This is a genomic window from Rhizobium sp. Root1204, assembly GCF_001424965.1.
Taxonomy (GTDB): Bacteria; Pseudomonadota; Alphaproteobacteria; order Rhizobiales; family Rhizobiaceae; genus Pararhizobium.
Genome location: NZ_LMCZ01000043.1, coordinates 18,842 through 33,417 on the forward strand (window position 1 = coordinate 18,842; position 14,576 = coordinate 33,417).

The window sequence follows — 14,576 nt, forward strand, 5'->3', positions numbered from 1 at the left end:
GCGCAGTATGAGGCGCGCATGTATTGGCTGGCGACGTGCCGGCCGCGGACTGTGCTTACCCTCATCGACCGAGGCGCGCATGACATCCGAATTCCGAAAGATAAACATATGGTAGAGTTAGACGGCATCGCTCCGGCGATCGCTCAGGCATTGAGCAAGCGCGGTTATTCAGAGTTGACGCCGGTTCAGAAGGCTGTTCTGGGGCCTGAACTCGAGGGTCGCGATGCGCTGGTTTCGGCGCAGACCGGTTCGGGCAAGACCGTTGCCTTCGGCCTGGCGCTCGCCTCGACGCTGCTGGATGGCAAGGACCGGTTCGGCCAGGCAGGCGCGCCGTTGGCGCTCGCCGTCGCTCCGACCCGGGAACTCGCCTTGCAGGTCAAGCGCGAACTGGAATGGCTCTATGAACTCACCGGCGCAACCGTTGCTTCCTGTGTTGGCGGCATGGACATGCGCAGCGAACGGCGCGCGCTCGATCGCGGCGCCCATATCGTTGTCGGCACGCCCGGCCGTCTCTGCGACCATATCCGCCGTAGCGGCCTCGATATGTCGCGCCTGAAGGCCGTCGTTCTCGACGAAGCCGACGAAATGCTCGATCTCGGATTCCGCGAGGACCTCGAGTTCATTCTCGAAGCAGCACCGGCTGAACGCCGTACCTTGATGTTCTCTGCGACCGTGCCGCGCTCGATCGCCAATCTGGCCAAAAGCTACCAGCGTGATGCCGTGCGTATTTCGACGCAGGCCGAGCAGAAGCAGCATCTGGATATCGAATACCGGGCGCTGACCGTTGCTCCGTCCGACCGCGAAAATGCGATCATCAACGTTCTGCGTTTCTACGAGGCGAAGAATGCGCTGGTGTTCTGCTCGACTCGCGCTGCCGTCAATCATCTGACTGCGCGCTTCAACAATCGCGGGTTCTCCGTTGTCGCCATGTCCGGTGAACTCAGCCAGAACGAACGGACGCACGCGCTGCAGGCGATGCGCGATGGACGCGCCCGCGTCTGCATCGCCACCGACGTTGCCGCCCGTGGTATCGATCTGCCCGGCCTCGAACTCGTGGTTCACGCCGATCTGCCGACCAACCCGGAAACCCTGCTGCACCGGTCTGGCCGTACCGGCCGTGCCGGACGCAAGGGTGTGAGCGCACTCATCGTGCCGAACAGCGCGCGCCGCAAGGCTGAACGTCTGCTGCGCGATGCCAATATCAATGCCGACTGGGCAAGGCCGCCATCGGCGGACGAGGTTAGCCGCCGTGACGACGAGCGCGTTCTGGCCGATCCGGCGCTGACCGATCCGGTCACGCCGGATGAGGCCGATTTCATCCGCGAACTTTTGGAAAAGCACGGTGCCGAACAAGTGGCAGCCGCCTTCCTGCGGCAGGCGCGTGCCGGCCGCTCTGCGCCGGAAGATCTGATGGACACGCCGTCCTACACACCATCCGGTGATCGTGGCGATCGTCCGGACCGCGGCGAGCCGCGGGCTCCGCGTGGCGATTTTGGCGACAGCGCCTGGTTTTCGCTGTCGGCAGGCCGCAAGCAGAATGTCGAGCCGCGCTGGCTGATCCCGATGCTGTGCCGCATCGGCAAGATCACCAAGCAGGAAATCGGCGCCATCAAGATGCAGACCGAAGAAACCTATGTCGAGATTGCGCGCGAGTGGGTGGATCGTTTCGTCGAGGCGATCGGTCCGAAGCGGGCGCTGGAAAAAGGCATTACCGTAACGCAGCTCGATGGCGCGCCGGACCTATCCGGCCCGCGTGGTGGATTTGCAGGCAAGAAGCCTTACCCGGCCAAGAACGACTGGAAGGGTGAGGGCAAGCCGAAGCGCAAGTTTGAAGGCAAGCCGGATTTTGCTGGTGCTGACAACCGTTCGGCTGAAAAGACCGACAGCAAGCCCTGGACGAAGAAGGCCGGCAAGCCAGGCTTCGACAAGCCCAAGTTTGATAAACCCAAGTTTGACAAGCCGAAGTTTGACAAGCCGGGCACCGAAGGCGCCAAACGCAAGCCGCACAAGAACAAGGCGAACTGAGGTTCGCTCCCTCTTCTCCCCAGCGGGGAGAAGGTGCCCGAAGGGCGGATGAGGGGGCGGCACCCTCAGAATTCGCGGCCCCCTCATCGCCTCGCATCCGCTCGGCTCTTCTCCCCGCCGGGGAGAAGAGGGGCTTCCTGATTTGCTCCCGTTTATTGACGGGAGTAGATGCCGGATGGGGCGAGGTGGACCCGAGCCCGGGCGCAAACCTGAAGACGTTCAGCCTCCAAGTCGCTCAATCTGCCCCACCAGCGTCGAAGCCAGCCGCGTGCTCGCGCCACAGGCGATCACCAATTGCGGCAGGATCATCCATTCCAGGGTCCAGGCTGCGCCCGAGCGTTCCTGTTCATGCACCATCGATTGATGAATGGCGGACAGCTGCACCGCGTTGAAGCGGGCAAGCGACACCAGCGTTTCGGCAGCCACCGGGTTTTGCTTATGCGGCATGGCCGAGGAGCCGCCGCCGCCGGACAGCGCGATTTCGTCTCCGGCTTGAGCGAGCAGGGCGATATCCTGGCCGAATTTTCCAAGACTGCCCGAGATCAATGACAGGAGATGGGCGAGGTCGGCTATGATTGCGCGCTGGCTCTGCCATTGCGGGGTATCGGACAGTTCGAGGTTTCCAGCCAGAGCCGCCCGAACGGCATCGGCTTTGTCACCAAGCTTATCGAGAGTACCGGCGGCGCCGCCGAACTGGAGGGGAAATGCCGTTGCGTTCAGCCTCTTGCGATAATCGGCAAGCGGCCTTGACCACGCGGCGAGGCGATCGGCGACGGTGATCGGGATCGCTGCCTGCATCCGCGTGTGGGCCATCAGGTGGTTGCTGCCGTAATCGGTGTCGAGCTTGCCGAACATATCCAAGAGTTGCGACAACCGATCAGAAAGGACGGCGCTGGCCGCCTTTAGCCGCAGCATCAGGCTGGTGTCGATGACATCCTGGCTGGTGGCGCCGAAATGGACTTTTTCGGCCGCGTCCCCACCAACAGCCTTGCGCAATTGCCGGACAAGTTCCGGGATCACCACGCCATCGGCGGCGACCGCGTGGCGAAGGGCAAGGACATCAGGCTGGAATGTGGCGCAGGTTCCGGCAATACGGGCGGCTGATTGCTTTGAGACAATCCCGTGTTCGGCTTCTGCCTGCGCCAAGGCTGTCTCGAAGGCCAGCATGGCACGGATATCCGTCTCCGCCGAGAAGAAGGCGGATATTTCTTCGTCGCCGAGATGGCCTGAGAGATAGGGGTGGTCGAAAACCGAGGCGGTCATATCTGTCCTTGGTCCCGGGGTTTTGGCAGGCTGCTGAAAAACCCTGAAGATTGATTTGACGAAAGCGGTACCTCACTCTCCGTCTTCCTCGCCCTTGTGGAGGGGGATTCGGCGACCCGACGCCTGTCGGGTCAAAAGACGCTTTCAGCCCAAGGGCTTGGGCTGACTGGTTCCCTGTGACACCCCTCGGGTCAAGCCCGAGGGTAGGGATGACGGAGGATTTGGCAAACGTATAATTTCCAAAATGATCTGCAAATGCCGAGAAAATGACTTTATCAGCAGCCTGCTAGATGTCGAGGAACACGGTTTCCTTCTCACCCTGCAAATGGATGTCGAACGTATAGACCGATCCTTCGCGTGGCGCGACCAGGGTCGCAACACGGTGACGGTGTTCGATGCGTGCAAGCAGCGGGTCTTCAGCGTTGGCCTCAGCCTCGTCGGCAAAATACATGCGGGTATGCAGGCCGATATTGATGCCGCGGGCAACGATCCAGACAGTGATGTGCGGCGCCATCTTGCGCCCATCCTTGTAGGGCGCGCGGCCGGGCTTGATGGTCTCGAACGTGAACATACCGTCGTCGGCACTGGTCGGGCAGCGGCCCCAGCCGGTGAAATTGGGATCTGCGGTGCCGCGCAGTTCCGAGGGGCTGTTGTAGAGGCCAGCGGCATCGGCCTGCCAGATTTCGACGAGTGCATCCTTCAACGGCACACCGGCGCCGTCGATGACGCAGCCGCGCATGGTGATGCGTTCGCCGAGCGTCTTGTCGTTGACCATCGTGCTGCCGAGATCGGTGTCGTAAACGCCGGTGATGCCGGCAAAGTTCGGGGTGCAGCCGATGTGGACATAGGGGCCGGCCGTTTGCGACGGTGATTCTTTCAGGTAGCCGAGATCCTGGACCATCAGTTGCCCTCCATCCGGTTTTCAAACAGCGTCGAGCGGCGTCCACGCAGGACGATGTCGAATTTGTAGGCGCGTGCATCCATCGGGATGGTGTTGGCCCAGTCGAGCGGTGCGATCAACTGTTCGATGGCGCTTTTGTCGGGAATGGTGGTGACGATCGGACACTTCCAGATCATCGGGTCGCCTTCGAAATACATCTGAGTGATCAGGCGCTGGGCAAAGCCGTGGCCGAAGATCGAGAAATGGATATGGGCCGGACGCCAGTCGTTGACGCCGTTCGGCCAAGGGTATGCGCCCGGCCGGATGGTACGGAAGCGGTAGCTGCCGTCATCAGCCGTGATGGTGCGGCCGCAGCCGCCGAAATTCGGGTCGACCGCGGCGAGATAGCTTTCCTTCTTGTGGCGGTAGCGCCCGCCGGCATTGGCCTGCCAGAATTCAAGCAGCGCGCCGGGTACTGGCTTGCCGCGCTCGTCGAGGACGCGGCCATGGACGATGATGCGCTCGCCGATGGCGCTTTCGCCCGGCTTGGCAAAATTGTGAATGAGATCGTTGTCGAGTTCACCAAGCAGGGAATGGCCAAACACTGGCCCGGTGATTTCGGACATCGTGCCGTCAAGCGATAGCAGCGCCTTTTGCGGCGAGCGCAGTACCGAGGTTTTGTAGCCGGGCGTCAGCGCCGGAGCGTGCCAGGCGCGGTCGCGCTGGAAGAAGGCGCCGGTCTCAGGTTTTTTGTTGGAAAGATCAGACATCGTCCTGCCTCATACCGCCTGTCCGGCGTCCATCTGTTCGAAAACCTGCTTGGCGATCTTGATGGCGCGGTTGGCGGCGGGAACGCCGGCGTAGATCGCCACATGCAACAGCGCTTCGCCGATATCCTCGCGGCTGGCGCCGGTATTGGCGGTGGCACGTACATGCATCGCCACTTCCTCATCATGGCCAAGGGCGGCAAGCAGGGCAATGGTGACCATCGAACGCTCGCGTTTTGTCCAGGTTGGCCGGGACCAGACGTTGCCCCAGGCGGCCTCGGTGATCAGTTCCTGAAACGGCTGGTCGAAATCAGTGGTCGTGGACTGCGCCCGGTCGACGTGACGATCGCCCAGCACGGTGCGGCGGGTGGCGAGGCCCTGGCGGTAACGTTCAGTGGGCGCAGTGGCGTCACTCATGGGCTTTCTCTCCAGACAGGACGGTATCGATAAAGGCGCGCAGCACGGCGGTCAGCATTTCCGGTTGTTCAACGCAGGGGATATGGCCTGCATCCTTGATGACCTCGTAGCGGGCACCGGGGATCAGTTTGGCGGTCGACAGGACAACATCGGGCGGTGTCGAGCCATCCTGATCGCCGACGATGCAGATCGTCGGAACGGCGATGCGCTTGGCTGCCTCGGTGAAATCCGCATCGCGGATCGCGGCACAGGTGCCGGTGTAGCCTGCCACTGGCTGGCGGACCAGCATGTTGCGATAGCCGTGCAACGCGTTGTTTTCCGGGCGCCGGAAGGCGGGGGTGAACCAGCGCTCAAGAATGCTGTCGGTAATGCTGGCGATGCCGTTCTCTTCGATGGCGGCAATGCGGGTGTTCCAAAGGTCCGCCGTGCCGATCCTGTGGGCGGTGTCGCAAAGCGCCAAAGCCCGCACGAGATCAGGCCGGGCAGCATAGAGGCCCTGCGCAATCAGGCCGCCGACCGAGAGGCCGCAAATGACAGCCTGCTTGACGGCGAGGAGATCGAGAAGGCCGGTGAGATCCGCAACATGCAGGTCCATCGAATAGGGCATGTCGCCGACATCCGACAGGCCATGGCCGCGCTTGTCATAGAGAACCATGGCAAAGTCACCCGCGAAACGCACGATCACGTCGCGCCAGATGCGAAAATCCGTGCCGAGCGAATTTGCAAAGACCAGCACCGGTTTGTCATTGGCTGCACCAATGATCTGATAGTGAAGCGTGACGTCGTTGATGCGGGCAAACTGCACGGAAATTCTCCTCGGAAACAGATTGGAACTTTAATCTGGTTCGGTAAAATGACATTTTATTGCCTATCATTAACTCTCAGGTTATGAGTTGTCATGATCGACGCCCGTGTGAAATTCCGCCATTTGCAAACCTTTGTCGAGGTTGCCCGCCAGAAGAGCGTAATGAAGGCGGCCGACCTTCTGCATGTCAGCCAGCCGGCGGTGACCAAGACCATCCGCGAACTGGAAGAGGTTCTCGGCGTGTCCGTGTTCGAGCGCGACGGCCGTGGCATCAAGATCACCCGATATGGCGAGGCCTTTCTGCGGCATGCAGGGGCGGCGCTGACGGCGTTGCGCCAAGGGCTGGATTCCGTCTCGCAGGAACGCTCGGGCGATGGACCGCCGGTGCGGATCGGTGCGCTGCCAACAGTCTCGACGCGGATCATGCCGAAGGCGATGGCGAATTTCCTCAAGGAGGAAACCGGCAGCCGCATCAAGATCGTCACCGGTGAAAACGCGGTGCTTCTGGAGCAGTTGCGCGTCGGCGATCTCGATCTGGTCGTCGGGCGGCTTGCGGCACCTGAACAGATGACCGGGTTCTCCTTCGAACACCTCTATTCCGAGCAGGTCGTCTTCGTGGTGCGCGCCGGTCACCCGCTGTTGTCGGCAAAGCAGTCGGTGTTCGACAATCTTGGCGTCTATCCGGTGCTGATGCCGACGCGTGCCTCGATCATCCGGCCGTTCGTCGAACGGTTCTTGATCACCAACGGCATCGCCAGCCTGCCCAACCAGATCGAAACCGTCTCCGATTCCTTCGGGCGGGCCTTCGTGCGGGCAAGCGATGCCATCTGGATCATTTCGACCGGCGTGGTGGCCGGCGATATCGAGGACGGAATGCTGGCGGCACTACCGATCGATACCAGCGAGACCAAGGGGCCGGTCGGGCTGACCATGCGGGCCAACGCCATTCCCTCGATGCCGCTGGCCATCTTGATGCAGACGATCCGCGAGGCGGCGGCTGAGATTTCCGCTGTTTCGGCTGACCATGCAGAGCGGCGGTAAAACTCCACTGCGATGGGTATTCACTTGATGGTTTTCCTGTACGAAATTACCACCGGCTGATAGTCTGCGTTCAACTTCAAGTTTTGGATTTTATTGGCGTATTAGGGGTCAGAGGCAAAGCATGTCGGAAGTAACGGTAGAGCCTGCCGCAAAAGGCCGGCCGACGGTCTGGACCAAGCCGCTGAGATCGCTTTTGGGGCTTGCCATGGCAGCCCTGCTGATCGCCGTTTCGGGTACGCTTATCACCCTTGGCTATGTGCGGGCGCGCGATTCCGCATTGATCAATGCCGAGGCGGACATGCGGGCCTTTTCCGAGCGTTTGATCGACCGGTTGGGTATTCTTTCCGGCAGGACGACGGCGCTCGTGGGGTTCACTGCTTCGATCGCCAATTCCTTTCTCGTGCCGCCGCCCGAGCGCATGAGCGACAAGATCAAACTGCTGCGCGAAATCATTGCTCAATCGACCAATCTGGATGGCATTTATGCCGGCTATCCCGACGGGGAGTTCATCCAGGCCGTCGACCTGAGCGCCCCGGCGTGGCGCAGAGCGCTCGATGCGCCGGAAACCGCGGCGATTGCGGTTCGCTCCATGCAAACAGAGCCGACGGGTGAGCGCAGCAACCGGCTGATCTTCCTCGACAAAGACGGCAATCAGATGCTGGAGCGGCGCCTCCTGACTACCGGTTTCGATCCAAGAAAACGCCCCTGGTATCAGGCTGCAGTCAATGGCACGAGGCCAGCTGCGATCGGGCCGTATACGATGGTGACAACAGGCGCTCTGGGGATGACCATTTCACAGGCACATCACGGTAATGGCGGTATTGTCATTGGCGCGGATATCGATCTTGGCACAATCACCGAATTCATGGCGCGTGAACGCCTGACCGCGGAAACGGTCGCCTTCGTGATGGACGCCGGTGGAAAGCTGATCATGCATTCCGATCGCGGACTGATGGCCCGCATGACAACGGTGAAGGAAAAGGGGGAAACGGATGTTGCCAAGCCTCTCGATCCGCTGCTTTCAGGCATCAAGGCCAACCTTCCAACAGGCAACGGGGTAAGCTTCGCGGATATCAACGGCCGCACCTACATCATCATGGCGACCTCGGTAAAATCCGTTTTGCTGCTTGCCGGGCACCGGACCGTGGTGGCGGCCCCGCTCGACGAACTGACCGCGACCGCCAACCGCAACCTCTATCAGGGGCTTGCCATCGCGGCTGCCATTGTCGTTCTGGGACTGCTTGCGGCGCTCTTCCTGGCGCGGCTGGTTACACAATCGCTGAGCCAGCTGACCGCTAACGCCAAGCGGTTGCAGGATCTCGATTTCACGGCTCCAAGCAACGTGTTTTCACACGTCACCGAAATCTCGACACTTGGCCGGGCAATGAACCGGGCGCGCGATGCGATCTTCACCTTCGCGCTCTATGTGCCGAAAGAACTGGTGCGCAAGGGCATCGAATCCGGGCAGTTTGCTGGCCGCAGCGCGCGACGCCAGGAGGTGACGGCCTGGTTTACCGATATCTACGACTTCACCACGCTCAGCGAGCAACGCATGCCGGAGGAGGTGGTGGCGCTACTCTCCGACTATTTCGACATCTTCAACGAGACTGTCGGCGAGCATGGGGGCGAGATCATCCAGTTTCTCGGGGACTCGGTCTTTGCCATGTGGAACGCGCCGGTTGCCGATGAGCGCCATGCGGAAAACGCCTGCCGCTGTGCGCTGGCGGTGGAACGAAAACTCAGGGTATTCAATGCTGATCTGAAGGCGCGAGGCCTGCCGGAATTGCGCACCCGCTTTGGCATTCATACAGGCGCGGCGGTTGTGGGGAGTGTCGGCGCCAAAGAGCGGCTGCAATATACCGCGATGGGCGATACCGTGAACGTCGCGTCACGTCTCGAAGGCATGAACAAGGTCTATGGCACGACAATTCTTGCCAGCAGTGCTGTCGTCGCCTTGTGCGACAATACGATTGTCTTTCGTCCGCTGGGGGAGGCGCAAGTAAAAGGCAGGGCGACGGCGCTGCAGTTGTTCGAGGTTGTGGGTGAGAAAACCGAAGCGGACTGTCTGCAGACGCAAGTCGCGCTACAAAGCTGACGATCAATCGTCCGAGTAGCGTTGCTCGCGCCAGGGATCGCCAAGCATGTGGTAGCCGTTCTTCTCCCAGAAGCCGGCCTGATCGCCTACCAGGAATTCAATGCGGCGCAGCCATTTGGCGCTTTTCCAGAAGTAGAGATGCGGGATGACGAGGCGCACCGGGCCGCCATGATTGCGTGTCAGCGGTTCGCCTTCCCAGGCCGTTGCGAGAATTCCGTCTTCGGAGGCGAAATCGGCAAGCGGCAGGTTGGTGGTATAGCCGTCATAGCCGGTCAGCATGACGAAATTGGCCTCCGGTCTAGGCATGACCAGATCGAGCAGATCGTGGGTCGAAACACCTTCCCAACGACTGTCGTAGCGCGACCATGTCGTCACGCAATGAATGTCCGACTGCTTACGGCTTTGTGGTAGCCGCCGGAACGTGTCCCAATCGAGTTTGACAGGATTCTCGACGCCGCCGACGATCTGCAGCGTCCATTCCGCCTCCTGGATACGCGGTTGCTGGCCGAGATCAAGCACCGGCCAGTTGGTGACCAGATGCTGGCCCGGTGGCAGGCGGCCGGTTTCCGGGCGGGTTATCCTGCCGGCCAGAAACTTGCCTTGTTCGGCCCAACGCCGCTTGGAGGCCGTCAGTTTTGTTTCCACGGTTTCATCGGTCATGATCGGACCTCGCAGTTTGCACCCTGCCGGATGGCGTCGCATGGTGGAAGTACAGTTTCAATCTGGAAGCGTGTCAAGCGGGCGGCACAAGCACCGGCGTATTTCGAAACGACGAAGGCCGCGCATCTTTCGATGCGCGGCCTTTGTTAGCCTCTTTCAATCCGGTCAGGCCGGAAGCTGGAAGTAGGCGTTGGCGAACAGCACGACGGCAAGGCCTGCTGCAAGGGCAACATAGGGCAGGATGCCGGCTTTCTTGACGCCGAGATCCTGGCCAACGAGCCCCAGATCTTCCATTGCCCCTGCAGGGAACTTGCCGCCGTCACGGACGAAGTGGCGATAGGCAAAGACCGGCAGGATGAGGGCGGCGAAGATGAAGCCAACCCACAGCGCGTTAGAGTAACCCCAGACCTTGGCACCGGCGCCGAGGAACAGCGCGTTGACGAAGGCGAGAACCGTATTGAGACCGATCAGCCAGGTCGGTGCCTTCCAGGGGCGCGGGATGTGGCTGGAGTCCATGCGGTGGATCCAGCCGGCATTGAGGTTGAGGAAGTTGAAGATGATGTAGCCGACATTGGAGACCGCCAGCACAAAGAAGTAGCCGGCCACGTCGGAGGCGATCGCAAGCAGGATCAGGTTGAAGCCGAAGTCGGTCCACATGGCGCGGGTCGGAGCGCCGTGCTCGTTGACGTGATCGAGGTACTTTGGCAGCCAGCCGTCCTTGGACCCCTGGTAGAGGGTGCGCGACGAACCCGCCATCGCGGTCATGATGGCGAGGAACAGGGCCATGATCATTAGGAGAACGAGGATCTGCGTGATGATCTGGCCGCCATGGACGAGGCTTGCCAGGGCTTCCGCAACACCTGTTCCATCAACGATGCCAGGTGCGAGCATGCCCGCATGGCCAAGAACGCCCTGGAAGGTGAATGGGATGAGGAAGAAAAACAGGCAGCAGAGCAGGCCGGAGTAGAAGATGGCCTTGAACGTGTCAGTCTTCGGGTTCTTTAGTTCACGGGTATAGCAGACGGCCGTTTCGAACCCATAAGTCGACCAGGCGGCGATATAGAGGCCGCCGAGGAACAGTGTCCAGCCGCCATTGCTCCAGACGCCGTCGATACCGGAATAACCGGCCGTCGGCGGCACGAGATTGGTGATATTGGCGCTGTCGATCTGGCCGGAGAAGATGGGATAGAGGCCGATGAGCAGCAGCGGCAAGAGAACGATGATGGCAAGCCATTTCTGGACACTGGCCGTTCCCTGGATGCCGCGATGCTGGATCGCAAAGATGATCAGCATCAGGATACCACCAATGACGAAGGTGGCGTTGAGGTTTGCCTTGGCGAGGAAGGGAATATCGAAGGTGATCAGCGACCAGTTGCGGATCGCCGGGGTGAGGGCGGCGATGGCATCGGTCGACAACAGGGCCGAGATGGCGTCCTGCGGTGTCTTGCCGGCATTGGCAGCCAGCCATTCCGCGACGCGCGGGCTTTCGGCCGTCAGCGTTGCCATGTTGGCGCTGATCCATTCCATCACCGCCGGGCTACCGGCGCCGGGAATGGGGAACAGAGCATTCAGGATATAGCCCGCCGCGATGGCGCAGCCGAGCGACAGAACCGGTGACCAGGCGAACCAGTTGCACCACACCGATAGTGGCGCGATGAATTTCGAATAACGCAGCCAGGCGGTGGCGCCATAGATCGATGCGCCGCCGGATTTGTTGCCGAACATGCCGGCGATTTCGGCATAGGTGAAGGACTGCAGGAAGCCCATGACCATGGAAATGATCCAGACGACGAAGGCGAGTTTGCCCGTCGTGCCGGCAATGCCGCCGATGGAGAAGAGCACCAGCGGCGGTACGCCGGCAGCAACCCAGAATGCCCCTTTCCAGTCCAGCGCGCGGATCAGCCCGGTGCCCGAGGCAGCGGTCGACCCGTCGGTCTCAACGATAGATGCCATAAACAGTCTCCTCGACCAGTTTTGTCTTCAAGCGCGCGTGGCGCGTCCCCTTTATTGATGATGCTGGCTGCGGTTTTTATTGCTTGGCGAAGCCTGCATTGAGCAGTGTCATTCACCGTTCCCGTCACTGAAACTCGTGACCGCAGTTATCTTCATAGTGAATTTTTTTTCTTCTCGGTCAAGTCTCTCTTTACTTTCCAAGGGCTCCCATAGGATAGTTTGGCCATATTGCCGGTGCATAACGTGGCGCTTATAGATCGCTGAACCGACTGTGCCTTCGGGTGGGAGCTGAGATGATTGATTCCGGACGATTTGCCGGCACCTTGATGCCGCCGCGGCCCAGTACGATTCTGCGTCCGGGTATTCCGGCGCTTGCGCCTGGCGTCGAGCGTTACCGGGTCAAGGGACGCGGCACGACCGCGGTCAAGGTGATGGCCGGTGACCGGATCAGCATCAAGGATATCGAGGGCGGCCAGTTGTGCGAGGTGAGCTTCATTGATGCCGCAGGGCGTTTCAATGCGGCCGGTCTCGGGGTTGCGTTTTCGCAGCCTGCCCATGGACTTCAGGAAATCCTTGCTCGGGACGAGGAGAGTGCGCGGCGAACGCTGGGGGCTTTGAAACGGCGCAATGTCGATCCTGCCGGGGCGCAGGCGCTGGTCCTGTTTGGCGAAAGCTCGTCACCCGGGGCCGTGGCGGAATTGACCCTTGTCCTTGATGGATTGCTGATCGTCGCTGCCCCGGCACCGGCGATGGACGCCGAGGCGCAGAATACCGCAACGGCGCTCGAACTGCGCGTGAACCGCTCCAAAATCGAGCGTACCTATGAAGAGATGCTGCCGGAACCGATGGCCGATCCGATCCAGGACCTGCGCATCCAGGCGGCAAGAGCGTCGGCCTATTTCGTGCGCGCCGGCGAGTTCATTCAGGTCATCGACGTTTCCGGCCGGCAATGCACCGATTTCCAGGCGTTTTCGGCCCGCAAGGTCGACAAGGGGCTGGATCTGGCGCTCGACGCGACAGTGACCCGGACGCTGCTTGGCCGCAGCTATCCGACGCCGGGTCTGCCGTCGAAGGCGTTCGACCGGGATTTTGAGCCGCTGGTGGAGATCGTGCAGGATACGGTTGGGCGTCATGACGCCTTCGCGACCGCCTGCAATTCACGCTATTACGACGATATGGGCTATCCGGGGCATGTCAATTGCACCGATAACTTCAACCATGCGCTGGCGCCCTATGGCATTGCACCGCGCAAGGGCTGGGAAGCGCTCAATTATTTCTACAACACCAATGTCGACCACCACAACCAGCTCTATCTTGACGAACCGTGGTCGCGGCCGGGCGATTATGTGCTGATGCGGGCGCTGACCGATCTGGTCTGCGTCTCCTCGTCCTGTCCCGACGATATCGATGCGGCCAATGCCTGGAACCCGACCGATATCCATGTCCGCACCTATGCGGACAAGGAGAAATTCGCCCGCGCCGTCGCCATCCGAATGACCCCCGATGCAGAGCCAGAAATGACCCAGGAAACCGCCTTCCATCCGCGCTTGTCGGCACTGACGCGCAACCATACCGAATATCGCGGCTACTGGCTGCCGAACCGCTTCAACAACGAAGGACCGATCGAGGAATACTGGGCCTGCCGCGAGAAGGCGGTGGTGATGGACCTGTCGCCGCTTCGGAAATTCGAGGTGACCGGCCCGGATGCGGAGGCTCTGCTGCAATATTGCGTCACGCGCGATATCCGCAAACTGTCGCCGGGCCAAGTCGTCTATACGGCGATGTGCTACGAGAATGGCGGCATGATCGACGACGGTACTGTATTCCGGTTGGGCGATAACAATTTCCGCTGGATCGGCGGCGACGATGTCAGCGGCATCTGGCTGCGCGAGCAGGCGGAAAAGAAGGGCTACAAGGCCTGGGTGCGCTCTTCCACCGACCAGATGCATAATCTCGCTGTCCAGGGGCCGAATAGTCGCGACCTTATCAAGGAAATCATCTGGACGGCACCCTCGCAGCCATCGATCGGCGAGCTTGAATGGTTCCGCTTTGCCGTCGGCCGCATCGGCCATTTCGAGGGCGCTCCGGTCGTTGTCTCGCGCACCGGCTATACCGGCGAACTCGGCTATGAAATCTTCTGTCATCCGAAGGATGCGCTCGCCGTCTTCGACGCGGTCTGGGAGGCCGGGCAGAAACATGGCTTGAAGCCGATGGGTCTGGAGGCGCTCGACATGGTACGCATCGAGGCCGGGCTGGTATTTGCCCATTATGATTTCTCCGATCAAACCGACCCGTTCGAGGCCGGTATCGGCTTCACCGTGCCGTTGAAATCAAAGACCGAGGATTTCATCGGGCGTGACGCGCTGATCAAGCGCAAAGAAAACCCGCGCTACAAGCTGGTCGGGCTCGATATCGATGCCAATGACGCCGTTGGCCATGGCGATACCGTGCATATCGGCCGCGCGCAGGTTGGCGTCGTTACCAGTGCAACCCGCTCGCCGCTTCTGAAAAAGACGATCGCGCTGGCGCGGATGGATGTGCTGCATTCAGAGATTGGCACGGATGTCGAGATCGGCAAGCTGGATGGCCAGCAGAAGCGGCTACCGGCGAAGATCGTGCCGTTTGCGCATTATGATCCGCAGAAGCTCAAGCCGCGGTCGTAACGCCGCG

Annotated in this window: 11 protein-coding genes; 4 read left to right on the forward strand and 7 right to left on the reverse strand. The window is 60.9% G+C overall.

From position 1 onward, the window contains the following. The first annotated feature begins 108 nt into the window (after window positions 1-108). Window positions 109-2,025, forward strand: coding sequence for a DEAD/DEAH box helicase (locus ASC96_RS29525; RefSeq protein ID WP_060506787.1), 1,917 nt, complete (start codon window positions 109-111; stop codon window positions 2,023-2,025). A 219-nt stretch (window positions 2,026-2,244) separates the two neighbouring features. Here ASC96_RS29525 and ASC96_RS29530 read toward each other — a convergent pair whose 3' ends face one another. The 5 genes from ASC96_RS29530 to pcaD all read right to left on the reverse strand — a co-directional run bounded on the left by ASC96_RS29530 (window position 2,245) and on the right by pcaD (window position 6,157). Further along, complete coding sequence (locus ASC96_RS29530) at window positions 2,245-3,288, reverse strand: 3-carboxy-cis,cis-muconate cycloisomerase (protein WP_060506632.1); 1,044 nt, start codon at window positions 3,286-3,288, stop codon at window positions 2,245-2,247. Window positions 3,289-3,574: 286 nt separating this feature from the next. After that, window positions 3,575-4,189 (reverse strand): protocatechuate 3,4-dioxygenase subunit alpha, encoded by a 615-nt coding sequence (pcaG, locus tag ASC96_RS29535; RefSeq protein ID WP_060506633.1) that lies wholly within the window; start codon window positions 4,187-4,189, stop codon window positions 3,575-3,577. Next, complete coding sequence (pcaH, locus tag ASC96_RS29540; protein WP_060506634.1) at window positions 4,189-4,938, reverse strand: protocatechuate 3,4-dioxygenase subunit beta; 750 nt, start codon at window positions 4,936-4,938, stop codon at window positions 4,189-4,191. The genes pcaG and pcaH overlap by 1 nt, the downstream gene beginning before the upstream one ends. 9 nt (window positions 4,939-4,947) lie before the next feature. Then, window positions 4,948-5,352: a 4-carboxymuconolactone decarboxylase gene (gene pcaC, locus ASC96_RS29545; RefSeq protein WP_060506635.1), complete on the reverse strand. Its 405-nt coding sequence runs from the start codon at window positions 5,350-5,352 to the stop codon at window positions 4,948-4,950. Further along, window positions 5,345-6,157 carry a 3-oxoadipate enol-lactonase gene (pcaD, locus tag ASC96_RS29550; RefSeq protein ID WP_060506636.1) on the reverse strand — a complete coding sequence of 271 codons (813 nt, stop codon included), beginning with the start codon at window positions 6,155-6,157 and terminating at the stop codon, window positions 5,345-5,347. Before pcaD ends, pcaC begins: the two co-directional genes overlap by 8 nt. Window positions 6,158-6,250: 93 nt before the next feature. Between pcaD and pcaQ the strand changes: the two genes are divergently transcribed. Together pcaQ and ASC96_RS29560 are read left to right on the forward strand one after the other, a co-directional pair. Beyond that, a complete protein-coding gene (gene pcaQ / locus ASC96_RS29555; RefSeq protein ID WP_060506637.1) occupies window positions 6,251-7,198 on the forward strand; it encodes a pca operon transcription factor PcaQ in 948 nt (315 codons plus the stop codon). Window positions 7,199-7,319: 121 nt separating this feature from the next. Beyond that, window positions 7,320-9,293, forward strand: a complete 1,974-nt coding sequence (locus ASC96_RS29560) for an adenylate/guanylate cyclase domain-containing protein (protein WP_060506638.1) — start codon at window positions 7,320-7,322, stop codon at window positions 9,291-9,293. A gap of 3 nt (window positions 9,294-9,296) precedes the next feature. Here the strand turns inward: ASC96_RS29560 and ASC96_RS29565 are convergent, their stop codons facing one another. Next, on the reverse strand, window positions 9,297-9,953 hold the full coding sequence (locus ASC96_RS29565) for a sulfite oxidase-like oxidoreductase (protein ID WP_060506639.1): 657 nt from the start codon (window positions 9,951-9,953) through the stop codon (window positions 9,297-9,299). A gap of 165 nt (window positions 9,954-10,118) precedes the next feature. Beyond that, a complete protein-coding gene (locus tag ASC96_RS29570; protein WP_060506640.1) occupies window positions 10,119-11,906 on the reverse strand; it encodes an APC family permease in 1,788 nt (595 codons plus the stop codon). 326 nt (window positions 11,907-12,232) lie between these two features. Between ASC96_RS29570 and ASC96_RS29575 the strand changes: the two genes are divergently transcribed. Continuing rightward, complete coding sequence (locus tag ASC96_RS29575; protein ID WP_244482384.1) at window positions 12,233-14,569, forward strand: aminomethyltransferase family protein; 2,337 nt, start codon at window positions 12,233-12,235, stop codon at window positions 14,567-14,569. Window positions 14,570-14,576: the final 7 nt, after the last annotated feature.